Below are 14,280 nucleotides of genomic sequence, written 5' to 3' on the forward strand. Positions count from 1 at the left end.
CGCCCGCACGTCAGGTCCTGCCGCCGGTGCCGTCAGTACGACGGCGCCGGCGGCAGTCCCATGTAGTGCTCGAGGGTGGGGATGTCCTGCTCGACCATGCCCCGGGCCACGTGCTCGCCGACCCAGCGCAGGTGCCAGGGCTCGTACGCGTAGCCCGTGGTGGCCGTGTGCCCGGCCGGGTAGCGCACCACGAACCCGTGCTCGTGCGCGTGGGCGCGCGCCCACGCCCCGGCGGCGGTGCGCTCGAAGCAGGTCTGCAGACCGCAGGCACCGCCCGGGTCGCCGATGTCCACGGCGAGGCCCGTCTGGTGCTCGCTGTGGCCCGGCCGCGCGGAGATCAGGTCGGCCTGCGCCTGCCCGTACAGGGCGGCGTAGCGCTGGTAGAGGCTCGCCTGCACGGCGTGGGAGCGGTAGCCGCTGACCACCGTGAGGGGAGCGCCGTCCGCGGCCGCGGCCCGCTGCATCCGCCGCAGCGCCGCGGCGGCGGCCGAGCGCAGCTGCTGCCCCTCCACGGCCTCCAGGTCCGCCGGGGCGTGGTCGGCCGGCACGAGCGGGCGGCGTTTGTTGACCACGACGTGGACGGACGCGGCCCGGTCGATCTCCCGGTGGACCCGGGTGCCGCTGCCGCGGGCCCACTCGGCCCGGCCGCGCTGGAAGGACTGCCGGCAGGCCCCCCCGGAGCAGCTCTCGCCCGAGACGGGGTAGCCGAGGGCGCCCCGCTCGGCGCCGTGGCGCAGCCAGGCCGCCCGGATCGCTCCCCCGGTGGGGTGGGCCCCGCTCGCCCGTGACCACAGCACGACCCCGCCCTCGAAGGCCTGCCGGCAGCCGGCGTCCCGCAGCCCGCAGACCTCCCGGCTCACCGGGTAGCCCAGGGGCCCGCGCTCCCAGCCCTGGGCGGCCCAGGCGGCGCGCACGGCGCCCCAGGTGGCCCGGGCGCCCGTGGCCGGCGACCAGTGGACGTGGCCCCGCTCGAACCGCCGCCAGCACCCCTCGCGCGGCAGCCCGCAGCGCTCCGGGCCCAGGGCTGCGCCGAGACGCCCGCCGGCCCCGCCGAGCCGGGCGTGCTCCGCCTCGATGGCCGTGGCGGCGGAGGCCGGCGCCGATCCCCCCGGGACGACGACCGGCCCGAGCACGAGCCCCGCCGCGCACAGCAGGACCGACAGGCTCCGGCGCACCCGGCCCCCGGCAAGCAGTTCCCGTTCCACGGCGCCTCGATCCCTCGGACCCGCCCCCTGGATGTGCGGGTGCACATCCAGGGTAGGACGCCGGGCCGCGGGCCGGTAGGGCCTGCGGGCCCGGACGGCGGCCGTGGGGGCCGCACGGCGGACCGGCCCCGGCGGCCGGGCCGCACGGGGCTACCGGGCGCGGGGATGGGCCGCGGCGTAGACCTCGCGCAGGGACTCGACCGTCACGAGGGTGTAGACCTGCGTGGTGCTCACGGAGGCGTGCCCGAGCAGCTCCTGGACCACCCGCAGGTCCGCGCCGCCCTCGAGCAGGTGGGTGGCGAAGGAGTGGCGCAGCGTGTGCGGGGTGATCCGCTCGCCGAGACCGGCCCGCTCGGCGGCGTCCTTCACGGCCGTCCAGGCCGTCTGGCGGCTGATCCGGCCCCCGCGGGCGTTGAGGAACAGCGCGGGGGTCCCGCGGCCCCGCGCCGCGAGCGCCGGTCGCCCGCGCACGAGCCAGTCGTCGACGGCCCGCACGGCCCACGAGCCCAGGGGCACCATCCGCTCCTTCCCGCCCTTGCCGAACAGCCGCACGAACGGCAGCCCGCTCTCCTCCCCGCCCCGGCGCACGGCCCGGGAGAGGTCGTCGACGTCGAGGGCGATCGCCTCGGAGATCCGCGCCCCGGTCGAGTAGAGCACCTCCAGCAGCGCCCGGTCGCGCAGCTGCTGGGGGGTCTCCGTCCCGGTCGCGGCCAGCAGCGCCTCCACCTCGTCCACGCGCACGGCCTTGGGCAGGCGCATCCCCGGGGTCGGCGGGGCCACGGCCGCGGCCGGGTCGGTGCGGGTGAGGCCCTCGAGGACCCAGAAGCGGTGGGCGCCCCGCACGGCGACGAGCACGCGGGCGGCGCTGCGGGTGCTCAGCGGCGGGTGCTCCGCGGTGCCCTCGTGCAGGGCGCGCAGGAACGCGCGCACGTGCCCGGTGGTCACGGCCCGCGGCGCGGTCACCGGCGGGTCGGTGCGGGCACGCAGGTGCTCGGCGTAGCGCCGCAGGTCCCGCCGGTAGGCGGCCAGGGTGTTGGCGGACAGCCCGCGCTCCACGGCCAGGTGCTGCAGGTAGCGCTCCGCGGCGCGGGCCAGCTCCTCGGGCCCGTCCCCGCCCGCCCCGGGCGTCCCCGGGGCCTCCGGGCGCGAGGTGTCCGCTGCGGGGGTTCCGGTCCCGGAGCCGGCCGCCGCCGGGCGGCCCGTCCCGGCGGGGACCTGCTCGCCGGGGACCTGCTCGCCGGGGGCCTGCTCGCCGGCGTCGCCGGCGACGGCACCGGACCCCTCCGGTGCCCTCGCCGCCGCGGACGCGCCGCCCGCAGCGGGCCGCCCGGGGTCCGCCGCTTCAGGACGTCCCCGCCCGGACGGGGCCGGGGCGCTCACCGGTGGGCCGGGTGCCCCGGCCACGGGGTGTCCGCCGGTCGCAGGCTGCGGTAGCCGTCGGCCCGCGCGGCGTGGGCGGCGAGCAGGCCGATGACCGCCGCCGGGGAGTTCAGCCGCCCCTCGAGCACCGCCCGCACCGCGTCGTCGAGCGGGACCCAGGCGCCGTGGATCTCGGCCTCCTCGCCGTCGCGCTCGTGCAGCTGGTCCTCGGGGACCTCGCCGATGCCGCGGGCCAGGAAGATGCGGTTGGCCTCGGACGAGGATCCCGGGCTGTTGTGGAAGTCCACGAGCACCGCCCACCGCTCGGCCCGCAGGTCGGCCTCCTCGGCGAGCTCACGCCGCGCGGCCGCGGCCGGGTCCTCGCCGGTCACGTCGAGCAGCCCGGCGGGGATCTCCCACATCGTCATCCCGACCGGCCGGCGGTACTGGTTGATCAGCAGCACCCGGTCCTCGTCGTCGAGCACGAGCACGGAGACCGCCCCCGGGTGGGTGATGTAGTCGCGGCTGAGCGCGCCGGTGCCCTCGGCGAGCTCGAACTCGTCGCGGCGCACGTCCCAGATGTGCCCCTCGTAGACGGTCTCGGAGGCCACCGTGCGGCGCTCGCTGGTGCGGTCGGCGAGGTCCTCGGGGGCGATGCTGCGGATGTCCATGGGGTCCTTCCGGTGGTCGGTGCGGGGACGGCGCAGGCGCCGCTCCCTGCCGGGACGCGGCGCCTGCGCGGGGTGCCCGTGCGGGACGGGCGCGGGCTCAGCGGCCCACGGCCTCCCGGCGCTCGAGCGCTGCCTTCACGAGGCCGTCGAACAGCGGGTGCGGGCGGGTCGGTCGCGACATCAGCTCGGGGTGCGCCTGCGTGCCCACGTAGTAGGGGTGCTCCTCGCGGGGCAGCTCCACGAACTCCACGAGCGTGCCGGCCGGCGAGGTCCCGGAGAGCACCAGGCCCGCCTGCTCGAGGCGCTCCCGGTAGTCGTTGTTGACCTCGTAGCGGTGCCGGTGGCGCTCCTGGACGCGGGTCGAGCCGTAGGTCCCGGCGACCACGGAGCCCTCGGCCAGGCGGGCCTCGTAGAGGCCCAGGCGCATCGTGCCGCCGAGATCCCCGCCGCCCTCGACGAACTGCTTCTGCTCGTCCATCGTGGCGATCACCGGGTGCGCCGTCTCGGGCTCGAACTCGGTCGAGGACGCATCGGCGAGGCCGAGGTCGGTGCGGGCGAACTCGATGACCATGCACTGCATGCCCAGGCACAGCCCGAGGGCGGGGATGCGGTGGCGGCGGGCGTAGCTCAGGGCGCCGAGCTTGCCCTCGATGCCGCGGATGCCGAAGCCGCCGGGGATGCAGATCGCGTCGACGTCGCCGAGCTCGCGCTCGGCGCCCTCGGGGGTCTCGCACAGGTCGGAGGCGACCCACTTGATCTTCACGCGGGCGTCGTTGGCGAAGCCGCCGGCCCGCAGCGCCTCGGAGACCGACAGGTAGGCGTCGGGCAGGTCGATGTACTTGCCGACCATCGCCACGGTCACGAAGTGCGAGGGCTCGTGCACCGCGTGCAGCAGCCGCTCCCACTGGGCGAGGTCGGCGTCGCGGTAGTCCAGGCCCAGGTAGTCCAGGATGTAGGTGTCCAGGCCCTGGGAGTGCAGGGTCGTGGGGATGTCGTAGATGCTCGGGGCGTCCGGGCAGGAGATGACGGCGTCGTGGTCGACGTCGCAGGCGTTGCCGATCTTGCGCAGCATCGCGTCGGGGACCTGCCGGTCCGAGCGCAGCACGAGGGCGTCGGGCTGGATGCCCAGCCCGCGCAGCGCGGCCACGGAGTGCTGGGTGGGCTTGGTCTTCAGCTCCCCGGAGGGGCCGATGTACGGGATGAGGGAGACGTGCAGGTAGAACACGTTGCGCCGGCCCACGTCCTGGCGGACCTGGCGGGCCGCCTCGAGGAAGGGCTGGGACTCGATGTCCCCGACCGTGCCGCCGATCTCGGTGATGATGATGTCCGGTCGGTCCTCGCCCTCGGCGCGGCGGCGCATCCGGTTCTTGAGCTCGTCGGTGATGTGCGGGATGACCTGCACGGTGTCCCCGAGGTACTCGCCGCGGCGCTCCTTGGCGATGACCGTGGAGTAGACCTGGCCCGTGGTCACGTTGGCGGAGGCGTCGAGGTTCTCGTCGAGGAACCGCTCGTAGTGGCCGATGTCCAGGTCCGTCTCGGCGCCGTCGTCGGTGACGAAGACCTCGCCGTGCTGGAACGGGTTCATGGTGCCCGGGTCCACGTTGAGGTAGGGGTCGAGCTTCTGCATCGTCACGGACAGCCCGCGCGCCCGCAGGAGCATCCCGAGGGAGGAGGCGGTGAGTCCCTTGCCGAGCGAGGAGGCCACACCTCCCGTGACGAAGATCTGGCGGGTGACCTTCTCGGGTCGCGTGCGTTCGGTCTGCTGTGCGCCGGCCCCGGGGGCGGCTTCGTTTGCATTCACCACGGAATTCGAGCCTAGCATTCTTTGCCTCCTCGGCCTGGGGGTCAGTGCGTCAGGTCACCGCGCGGAGCGGGCGCCGCCGGGCCGGTCGCCCCGCGGCGCGCGGGCCCCGCCCGGGCGGCCGGGGTCGGCCCCGGTGCCGCCGGCCGGTTCCAGCGCGGCGCCGCGCACGAGCTCGCGGGCGTGCTCCCGGGCGGCGGCCGAGTCCTCGTGCCCGGCGAGCATGCGGGCGAGCTCCACGACCCGCTCCTCCTCGTCGAGCACGCGCACGTCGCTGACCGTGGCGTCGCCGCTCTTGGTCACGAGCACGTGCTGGTCGGCGAAGGCCGCGACCTGGGGCAGGTGGGTGACGACGAGCACCTGGACGTGCTGGGCGAGCATCTTCAGCCGGCGCCCGATCTCGACGGCGGCCTTGCCGCCGACCCCGGAGTCGACCTCGTCGAAGACGAACGTGGGCACGGGGTCCACGGCGGCCAGGACCACCTCGATGGCCAGCATCAGGCGGGAGAGCTCACCGCCGGAGGCGCCCTTGCCCAGGGGCCGGGGGGTCGCCGCGGCGTGCGGGCGGAGCAGGAAGGAGATCTCGTCACGGCCGTGGGCGGTGAACTCCTCGACGGGCTCGACCTCGATGACCAGCGACGCGTTGGGCATCGCGAGCGCCGTGAGCTCCTCGCTGACGGCCGCCGAGAGCCGCTCGGCGGCCTCGCGGCGGCGCCGGGTCATCCGGTCCGCGAGCTCGGCCAGCCCGGTGCGCAGCTGCTCGATCCGGGCGCGCAGCTCCTCCTCGCGGGCGGGGTCGTCCGTGAGCTCGTCGAGGCGCTGCCGGGACCGGTCCGCCCACTCGAGGACCTCGTCGACCGTGGCCCCGTACTTGCGGGTCAGCGTCTTGAGCCTGGCGCGGCGGGCCTCGACCTCGGCGAGGCGGGCCGGGCCCTCGTCGTCGAGCCCGGAGGCGTAGCCGGAGAGGTCGGCGGCGACGTCGGTGACGAGCACGCTGAGCTCGGCGACCCGGGCGGCGAGCTCCTCGAGCTCGCGGTCGGCGGCCGCCTCCTGCTCGAGGGCCCGCTGGGCGGCGGCGATCAGGGCGGTCGCGTCGGCGGCGTCGCCCTCGGCGAACTCGCCGCCGCTCAGGGCGGTGTGGGCGGTCAGCGCGGCGGCGCGCAGCTGCTCGAGGTTGGTCAGCCGCTGGCTCTCCTGGTCGAGCCGCTCGTCCTCGCCCGGCTGGGGGTCCACGGCGTCGATCTCCTCGAGCGCCCCCTGCAGGGTCTGCGCCTCCAGCGCCCGCTCCCGGCCGTGCTCGGTGACCTCGCGCAGCTGCTGCTGCGCGGTGCGGTACTCGCCCAGCAGGCCCCGGTAGCGGGCGAGGTCCGCGGCCAGCTCCTCCCCCGCGTACTGGTCGAGGGCGTGGCGCTGGGCGGCCGGGGACCTCAGGCGCAGCTGGTCCGACTGGCCGTGCACGGCCACGAGCGTCTGGCCCACGGCCGAGAGGGTCCCGACGGGCGCCGAGCGCCCGCCCACGTGGGCGCGGCTGCGGCCCTCGGCGGTCACGGTGCGGGCCAGGGTGACGAGGGCCTCCTCGTGCGCGCCGACCGTCTCGACGTCCACGGCCCCGCCGGCGTCCTCGACGAGCGCCGCCGCGGGATGTCCGGCGGCCACGCGCACGACGGCCTCGGCGACGGCGCGGGGGGCCCCGGCGCGCACCGCGCCGGCGTCGGAGCGGTTGCCGAGCAGCATTCCCAGCGCGGTGACGACCATGGTCTTGCCGGCCCCGGTCTCGCCGGAGAGGATGCTCAGGCCCGGCCCGAGGGGCAGCACGGCGTCGGTGATGACGCCGAGGTCGTGGATGCGGATCTCCTCGATCATGCCCCGGGCCTCCCGGCGGACGGGGCGGGACCGGGGACGTCGGAGTCCGCGGGATAGGGCATCTCCCGGCCCACCCCGGCGTGGGCCGGGGGCTCGGCGGCGACCGTGGGCAGCGCGGCGGTGCGCGCCGCAGCGGCCTCCTCGGGGGGCACGGGTCCGCGCCAGCCCGTGGTGGGCAGCTCGAACTTGCGCACGAGCCGCTCGGAGAACGGGGTGCGGTGCATGCGGGCGAGGTTGACGGCGCGCGGGGAGCGCACGACCTCGATCCGGGACCCCGGCGGCAGCTCGGTGGTCCGCCGGCCGTCGCACCACAGCACCCCCCGGGTGTCGGTGCGGGTGAGCACCTCCACGGCCATCATGGAGTTCGGGGAGATCACCAGCGGCCGGGAGAACAGGGCGTGGGCGCTCAGCGGCACCATGAGCAGCGCCTCCACCTCGGGCCACACGACCGGCCCGCCGGCGGAGAAGGCGTAGGCGGTGGAGCCGGTGGGGGTCGCCAGGACCACGCCGTCGCAGCCGAAGGTGCTCAGGGGCCGGCGGTCGACCTCGACGACCACCTCGATCATTTTCTCCCGGTTGCCCTTCTCCACCGAGGCCTCGTTGAGGGCCCAGGTGTGCAGCACCTTGTGCTCGCCCTGCCACACGGTGACGTCGATGGCCATGCGCTGCTCGACGGTGTAGCGGCCGTCGACGACGGCCTCGACCGTCCCGGCCAGGTCCGAGCGCTCGCTCTCCGCGAGGAATCCCACGTGGCCCAGGTTCACCCCGAGCAGCGGGGTGTCCACACGGCGCACGAGCTCGGCGGCGCGCAGGATCGACCCGTCCCCGCCGAGGACCATCACGAGCTCGATCTGCCGCAGGGAGACGTCCTCCTCCAGGACCTCCACGGGGGCCAGCGGCTCGATGTCCTCCTGGAGGGCGTCGAGGTCGGCCCGGGAGAGCACCGGGACGAGCCCGGCGTCGTGCAGCTGGCGGCACGAGTCGCGCGCGGCGTCCTTGGCCTCCTGCCGGCCCATGTGGGCCATGACCAGAATCTTCCTGCTCACGGGTCCTCACGTCCTCCACTGGTGGGTACGGGGTGGCTGGCCACGGTGCCCCGGCGGCGGGGACCGTGCTCCACCCTACGCGAGCCCGCGGACTCTCAGCAGGTCCGCGCCGCGGTGGTCCCGGGCCGGCGGCACCACAGGAAGAACTCGTGGTTGCCGTCCTGGCCGGGCAGCAGGCTGCGCCGCCGGCCGAGCACCTCGAGCCCGTGCGCGCGGGCCGCCGAGGCGACCGCCTCCACCGCCCGGGCCCGCTCGGCCTCGGAGGTGACCACGCCGGTGCGCGCGAGCCGGTCCGCGCCGACCTCGAACTGGGGCTTGACCATCAGCAGCAGGTCGCCGCCGGGGACCGTGGCCGCCGCGAGCGGGCCCACCACCAGGGTCAGGGAGATGAAGGAGAGGTCGCACACGGTCAGCTCGGCGGGCCCGCCGACGTCCTCGGGGCGCAGGCCCCGCACGTTGAGGCCCTCGTGGACCCGGACCCGCGGGTCGGCGCGCAGCACGGGGTCCAGCTGGTCGTGGCCGACGTCGACCGCGAGCACCTCGCGCGCCCCGGCGCGCAGCAGCACGTCGGTGAAGCCGCCCGTCGAGGCCCCCGCGTCCAGGCAGCGCCGCCCGGCGACCACGACCTCGGGGAACGCCGCGAGCGCCCCGGCGAGCTTGTGCCCGGCGCGGCTGACGTAGTCCGGGACCTCGGCGGGGCGCACCTCGAGGCCGTCCCCGGGACCGACCCGGGCGGAGGGCTTGCGCGCCACGGTCCCGTTCACGGCGACGCGTCCCTCGGCGATCCACCGCGCGGCCACGGTCCGCGAGCGGGCCAGGCCCCGGGAGGTCAGCTCCTGGTCGAGGCGTGCGCTCACGGCTCCGCGTCCTGCTCCGGGGCCCGCCCCGGTGCGTCGGGGCGCAGGGCCGCGGGCACGGCCCCGGGCTCGGCCTCCAGGGCCGCGCTCAGCCGGGCGTGCACGGTCTCGTAGAGCTCGGCGTGCTCCTCGAGCGGGGTCGTGGCGAGCTCGGCCACCGGCGCGAGGGCGGCGTCCACCTCGGGATGCCCCGTCGGGGGCGGAGCGGTCCCGTCCGGGGCGGGGCCCGGTGCGGGTCTGCCTGCGTCCTCCCCCGGCGTCACCGGGATCCCGTCCACACCAGCTCGGGCCGGCGCGGCTCGTCCGTCTCCGGATGGGCCGCCCACCACGCCGCGCAGGCGGCCCGCCAGGCGTCGAGGTCCTCGGGGTCCCCGTGGACGCGCAGCACCGCGCCGTCGGTCTCGGCACGGGCCGTTCCGCACGCGGCGCGGTGGCCGCCCGCGGCGGACTCCGCCGCGACCTCCGGATAGGGCGCGAGCAGGGCCTCGAGGGTCGCGACGACGTGGTCCGGGCGCTCGGCGGTGCGCGCCGCCAGGATGCTCTCGCGGGTGTCGACGCCGGTGAGCACGGCGACCGTGGTGAAACCGGCCCGGTTGCCGCCCAGCACGTCGGTGTCCAGCCGGTCGCCCACGACGACGGGGCGGGTGCTGCCCACCCGTCGCGCGGCGGTGCGGAAGATGGGCGCCTCCGGCTTCCCGGCGACCTCCGGGGTGCGGCCGGTGGCGGTGGCCACGGCGGCCACGAGCGCGCCGTTGCCCGGGGCCATGCCCCGCTCCTTGGGGATGGTCAGGTCCGTGTTGGTGGCGATCCACAGCACGTCCGGGTCGGCCAGGACGTAGGAGGCCTCCGCCAGGTCCGCCCACCGCAGCTCGGGGTCCAGGCCCTGCACGACCGCGCGCGGGGCCTGGGCCTGGGTGCGGACCGGACGCAGCCCCGCCCCGGCGACCACCTCCTCGAGCGCGGGGGCGCCCGTGACCAGCACGGCCGTGCCCGCCGGCAGCCGCTGCGCGAGCAGCTCCGCGCCGGCCTGAGCCGAGCTGACCACGGCCTCGGGCGAGGCCGGCAGGCCGAGGTCCGTGAGGTGGCGGGCGACTGCGTCGACGGACCGGGAGGCGTTGTTCGTCACGTAGACGACCGGCACCCCGTCGCCGACGACGCGCGCCAGCGTCGCGGGGGCCCCGGCCACGGCGTGGTCGCCGGCGTAGACGACGCCGTCCAGGTCGCTGAGCACGGCGTCGAAGCGGTCCAGGAGGCGCTCAGCCACGCGCCGGTCCCTCCTGCGCCCCGTCCGCGTCGTCGGCGACGAGCTCCTCGTCGTCGTCGGGGTCCAGGTCGGCCTCCCCGCCGCCCTCGTCCTCGTCGTCCGGGTCGAGGTCCTCGCCGCGCTCGTCGTCGTCCTCCGGTTCCTCCTCGGTCCCCTCGTCGAGGACGTCCTCGGTCCCGTCGTCGGCCCCGTCGTCCGGGTCCTGCGTGGTGGTGCCGCCGGGAGCGGTCTCGGCGACGACGGCCTGTTCGCCGGGGCCGCCCGCGCCGGGGGCATGCTCACCGGCCGCGGCGTCGTCCGGCAGCTCGACGCCCGTCTCCTCCGGCTCCTCGCCGACGAGGTCCACGATCTCCGGCTCGGCGAACTGGCCCGTGCCGAGAGCGGCCTCGGCGACCACTGCCTGACGGTCCCACGCGACGGCCTCGCGGTCGCGGCCGACCCCGCGCAGCGCCTCGGCGTACGCGCGGAAGAGGCGGGGACTGTAGGAGAAGCCCCGGTTGCGGTCCAGCTGGGGGATGCCCAGTGCGTCCACGGCCCCCTGGGCGTCGCCCTGGTCGCGGCGCATGCCGGCCAGGACGATGGCCAGCTCGACCCGGCCCGCGGCGTCCAGCTCGGCCACCGCCTCCGAGGTCGCGAGCTCCACGGCCTTCTCCGGGCGCCCGAGCGCCCGCTCGCAGTCGACCATGAGGGGCAGGTGCTCCTGGGAGCCCGTCATCCGCCGGTAGGTGCGCAGCTCCTTGAGCGCGAGCGCCCAGTCGCCGGCCTCGTAGGCGGCGATCGCCGTGGCCTCGCGCACGGCGGCGATGCGCCCGCCCCGCCGGCCCGCGGCCTGGGCGTGCTCGAGCGCGAGCTGCGGGTCGTCCTCCAGATAGCGCCCGGCCATCACGAGGTGCTTGGCCACGGCCTCGGCGTTGCGAGGCTCCAGGGCGCCCAGCTGCGCCCGCGTGGGCTTGTCGAGCTCGCGGCCGGTGATGTCCTCGTCGACCTCGGGGGCGCGGTGCCGGTGGGTGGAGGCGTCGTAGCGCTCCTCGCGGTGGTCCTCGCGCCGCCCGGCACCGGCCCACCGGTCGTCCCGTCGGGGTCCTCCGCCGCTGCGGGCACCCTGCCGGTCGCCGTGGCCGCCCCGGCGCTCCCCTGCCCGGTCGTCGCGCCGGCCGGGTCCGCCCCGGCGGTCGTCCTCGCGCGGACCGCGGTCGCGCCACGGACGGCTCTCCCGGTCCTCACGCCGGTCGCCGTAGCCGCCACGCCGGTCGTCCCGGCCACCCTGACGCGACCCGGCACCACCCTCGCGGCGCTCACCATAGCCCCCACGCCGGTCGTCGGTCCGTCGCTCGGCTCCTCCGCGCCGGTCCTCCCAGCGGCCGGGTCCACCCCGGCGGTCGTCCTCGCGCGGACCGCGGTCGCGCCACGGACGGCTCTCCCGGTCCTCACGCCGGTCGCCGTAGCCGCCACGCCGGTCGTCCCGCCGGTCGCCCGGGCGGTCCTCGCGCCGGTCCCGGCCGCCCTGACCGGCAGCACCGCCCTCGCGGCGGGCTCCGTGGCCGCCACGGCCCTCGCCCCTCCGGTCCTCGCTCCGGCCGGAGCCGCCCCGGCGGTCGTCCTCGCGCGGACCGCGGTCGCGCCACGGGCGTTCGCCGCGGTCCTCACGGCGCCCCGGACCGCCGGAGCGGCTGTCCCGGGGACCGGAGGAGCGGCCGGAGCGGCCGTCCGAGCCGGAGCGGCCGGACCGCGGGCCACCGCCGTCGCGCTCGTCCCGGGAACCGTGCTGGAAAGACTCGGACACGTACCGCTCCTCTGTGCCGACCGGGGACCGGTGGCGTTCGTGATTGCGGATCGCGGCCTCCACGGCCGAACGACCCCCTGGTTCTGATCGCACCCATTCTAGGCGAGGCGGGCGGCGGCTCCCGATGCCGTGGTCGGGACCACGTCCCGACCACGGGATAATCGTGGGCATGACCAAGAAACCACTCACGTCCCACCTGCTGGTGCGCGTGCTCATCGGGATCGCCCTGGGCGTCGTGTGCGGGCTGTTCTTCCCAGAGGGACTCGCCCGCGTCTTCGTCACGTTCAACGGCCTGTTCAGCGCGTTCCTGGGCTTCCTGATCCCGCTGCTCATCCTCGGGCTGGTGACCCCCGCGATCGCAGACCTGGGCCGCGGTGCGGGGAAGTGGCTCGGGCTGACGGCGGCGCTGGCCTACGGCTCCACGGTCTTCGCCGGCCTCGTCGCCTACCTGGTGGCGCGCGGCACGTATCCCTGGTTGCTCGGCGGGCAGCGCTCGGTCGAGGCCCTGGCCAGCCCCGAGGAGAGCGGCCTCAGCAGCTACTTCGTCCTCGAGATCGACCCGGTGTTCGGGGTGATGACGGCGCTGGTGCTCGCCTTCTGCCTGGGGGTCGGCATCACGCTGATCCCCGGTGACACGCTGCACCGGGGCATGGACGACCTGCGCCGGATCATCATGCGGATCGTGGAGCTGGTCATCATCCCGCTGCTGCCCGTGTACATCTTCGGGATGTTCCTGGGGCTGACGATGAACGGGCAGATCCTCACGGTCGTCACGACGTTCCTGACGGTGACGGTTCTGGCGCTGGTCCTCACGGTCGCCCTGCTGCTGCTCCAGTACGCGGTCGCCGGCCTCTACACGCGGCGCAACCCGTTCGTGCTCCTGAAGAACATGCTGCCGGCCTACGCGACAGCCCTGGGCACCTCGTCCTCGGCCGCCACGATCCCCGTGACCCTGCGGTGCGTCCAGGCCAACGGCGTGAGCCGCCCGGTCGCGGGGTTCGTCGTCCCGCTCGCGGCCACGATCCACCTCTCCGGGTCGACCCTGAAGATCGTCCTGTTCTCCCTCGCCATCATGACGATCACGGGCATGCCGGTGGACGACCTGACCTACCTCGGCTTCATCCTGATGCTCGGGGTGACCATGGTCGCCGCCCCGGGCGTGCCGGGCGGGGCCATCATGGCCGCCGTGGGCGTGCTCCAGGGCATGCTGGGGTTCGACGAGACGGCCGTGGCGCTGATGATCGCCACCTACATCGCCATCGACTCCTTCGGGACGGCCACGAACGTCACCGGCGACGGCGCTCTCGCCACCATCATGCAGAAGCTCATCGGCACCCGGGTCGAGGGCCTTGAGCCGGAGCTCGTCATCACCTCGGACGACGACGGCGCACCCTCCGCGACCCGGACGGCCGGGGAGGGACCCCTCCCCCGTTCCTGACCGTCTCGGCCCGAGCAGCACGCCGTGCTGCGGGTGTGCAGAGGGCCCCGACCGTGCGGTCGGGGCCCTCTGCACACCCGGACCCGTCCCAGCGGAGCACGGCCGCGTCATCGGTCCGCGACGGACCAGCACAGCCGCGTGCGCATCGACCCGGGATCCGCTCCCGGGGACGGCTGCGTCTCGTAGACCTCCCACAGTGGCGCCCCGAGCAGCACGCCGTGCTCCCCGGCCCAGGTGCGCAGCCGCTCCCAGGCGGAGCCCAGCCCGTCGTAGCCGCCGCGGTGCTCGAGCTCGACGACGCGGCCCGCCGGCAGCCGTCCCGGCACGATGTTCCCGGACGGGACCACAGGATCCACGACGGGGAAACCGACCTCCAGCGTCACGGTCCGCCCGGGTACGGCCGGGTACAGCGCGAGGGCCGGTCCGTCCGGAACGATCTCTCCCCGGGCCACGGCCCGGCCGAGGTCCCGGAAGGCCTCGTCGAAGAACGGGCGCAGCTCCTCCATCGCCACCGTCCCGCGGACGACGGCAGTGTGCCGTCCCTCGTACTGAATCACGCGGGGACCGGACGGGGTCCCGCGGTCGTCGGGGCGCCGGCTGCTCTCGTCCATAGGACCAGTCTGCGCCGGACGGTGCACGAACGGAACCGGCCTGCGCGGCGGCGGCCGGTGCCGGCAGCCGGCGGGACGATGTCCCCGCCGGGATCGGTGCGGCTGGTGCGGGCGCCGGTGTCCTGTGCGGGGTGGTGCCGGCACGGCGTCCGGTGCCCGGGGACGGGTGGTGCCGGCACGGCGTCCGGTTCCCGGGGCCGGTGTCCGAACCGGGGCCCAATCCGGTATTCGGTGCGGTGTCCGGGGCGGTGCCCAATCCGGTGTCCGGGGGTGGTAGGAAGCCCCCGCACCGTGGGGTGCGGGGGCTGTGCGGGGGTCGGGTCCGGGTCGGCGGGGCCTGTGGTGGCCACGCCCCCCGGGGGGGGGGGGGTGGGTGCTGGTG

General features: G+C 76.1%; 12 protein-coding genes. 1 reads left to right on the forward strand and 11 read right to left on the reverse strand.

Features of this window, described 5'->3' with window-relative positions; all coding sequences use genetic code 11:
• Positions 1-32: 32 nt before the first annotated feature.
• The 10 genes from LQU92_RS02825 to LQU92_RS02870 all read right to left on the reverse strand — a co-directional run bounded on the left by LQU92_RS02825 (position 33) and on the right by LQU92_RS02870 (position 11,849).
• Positions 33-1,205 (reverse strand): D-alanyl-D-alanine carboxypeptidase family protein, encoded by a 1,173-nt coding sequence (locus LQU92_RS02825; RefSeq protein WP_230660598.1) that lies wholly within the window; start codon positions 1,203-1,205, stop codon positions 33-35.
• Positions 1,206-1,355: 150 nt separating this feature from the next.
• Positions 1,356-2,585, reverse strand: coding sequence for a tyrosine recombinase (locus tag LQU92_RS02830; protein ID WP_308071572.1), 1,230 nt, complete (start codon positions 2,583-2,585; stop codon positions 1,356-1,358).
• Positions 2,582-3,235, reverse strand: a complete 654-nt coding sequence (locus LQU92_RS02835) for an NUDIX hydrolase (RefSeq protein ID WP_101852572.1) — start codon at positions 3,233-3,235, stop codon at positions 2,582-2,584. The genes LQU92_RS02830 and LQU92_RS02835 overlap by 4 nt, the downstream gene beginning before the upstream one ends.
• 97 nt (positions 3,236-3,332) lie before the next feature.
• Positions 3,333-5,057 (reverse strand): CTP synthase, encoded by a 1,725-nt coding sequence (locus tag LQU92_RS02840; RefSeq protein WP_255666942.1) that lies wholly within the window; start codon positions 5,055-5,057, stop codon positions 3,333-3,335.
• A gap of 36 nt (positions 5,058-5,093) precedes the next feature.
• Positions 5,094-6,899: a DNA repair protein RecN gene (gene recN / locus LQU92_RS02845; RefSeq protein ID WP_230660604.1), complete on the reverse strand. Its 1,806-nt coding sequence runs from the start codon at positions 6,897-6,899 to the stop codon at positions 5,094-5,096.
• The gene (locus LQU92_RS02850; RefSeq protein ID WP_230660607.1) at positions 6,896-7,945 is read right to left on the reverse strand and encodes an NAD kinase; all 1,050 of its coding nucleotides are present in this window, start codon (positions 7,943-7,945) and stop codon (positions 6,896-6,898) included. Before LQU92_RS02850 ends, recN begins: the two co-directional genes overlap by 4 nt.
• A 95-nt stretch (positions 7,946-8,040) precedes the next feature.
• A complete protein-coding gene (locus LQU92_RS02855) occupies positions 8,041-8,802 on the reverse strand; it encodes a TlyA family RNA methyltransferase (RefSeq protein ID WP_230660610.1) in 762 nt (253 codons plus the stop codon).
• Positions 8,799-8,981, reverse strand: coding sequence for a hypothetical protein (locus LQU92_RS02860; protein WP_112255578.1), 183 nt, complete (start codon positions 8,979-8,981; stop codon positions 8,799-8,801). The genes LQU92_RS02855 and LQU92_RS02860 overlap by 4 nt, the downstream gene beginning before the upstream one ends.
• Positions 8,982-9,061: 80 nt before the next feature.
• A complete protein-coding gene (locus LQU92_RS02865; protein ID WP_101852576.1) occupies positions 9,062-10,066 on the reverse strand; it encodes an HAD-IIA family hydrolase in 1,005 nt (334 codons plus the stop codon).
• Positions 10,059-11,849 (reverse strand): hypothetical protein, encoded by a 1,791-nt coding sequence (locus LQU92_RS02870; protein WP_230660614.1) that lies wholly within the window; start codon positions 11,847-11,849, stop codon positions 10,059-10,061. The genes LQU92_RS02865 and LQU92_RS02870 overlap by 8 nt, the downstream gene beginning before the upstream one ends.
• 169 nt (positions 11,850-12,018) lie before the next feature.
• Here LQU92_RS02870 and LQU92_RS02875 point away from each other — a divergent pair, with 169 nt between their 5' ends.
• Entirely contained in the window at positions 12,019-13,287 is a 1,269-nt protein-coding gene (locus LQU92_RS02875) for a dicarboxylate/amino acid:cation symporter (RefSeq protein ID WP_112255775.1), read from the forward strand.
• 107 nt (positions 13,288-13,394) lie between these two features.
• Here LQU92_RS02875 and LQU92_RS02880 read toward each other — a convergent pair whose 3' ends face one another.
• On the reverse strand, positions 13,395-13,898 hold the full coding sequence (locus LQU92_RS02880) for a GyrI-like domain-containing protein (protein ID WP_230660617.1): 504 nt from the start codon (positions 13,896-13,898) through the stop codon (positions 13,395-13,397).
• Positions 13,899-14,280 lie beyond the last annotated feature (382 nt).

Source organism: Kocuria sp. LUK, from assembly GCF_021012935.1.
Classification (GTDB): Bacteria; Actinomycetota; Actinomycetes; order Actinomycetales; family Micrococcaceae; genus Kocuria; species Kocuria flava.

Bases quoted from the DNA above. Each gene is read 5' to 3' on its own strand.
- LQU92_RS02880 (WP_230660617.1), bottom strand. From the start codon at position 13,898: ATGGACGAGAGCAGCCGGCGCCCCGACGACCGCGGGACCCCGTCCGGT.
- LQU92_RS02875 (WP_112255775.1), top strand. From the start codon at position 12,019: ATGACCAAGAAACCACTCACGTCCCACCTGCTGGTGCGCGTGCTCATC.
- recN (WP_230660604.1), bottom strand. From the start codon at position 6,899: ATGATCGAGGAGATCCGCATCCACGACCTCGGCGTCATCACCGACGCC.
- LQU92_RS02835 (WP_101852572.1), bottom strand. From the start codon at position 3,235: ATGGACATCCGCAGCATCGCCCCCGAGGACCTCGCCGACCGCACCAGC.
- LQU92_RS02840 (WP_255666942.1), bottom strand. From the start codon at position 5,057: ATGCTAGGCTCGAATTCCGTGGTGAATGCAAACGAAGCCGCCCCCGGG.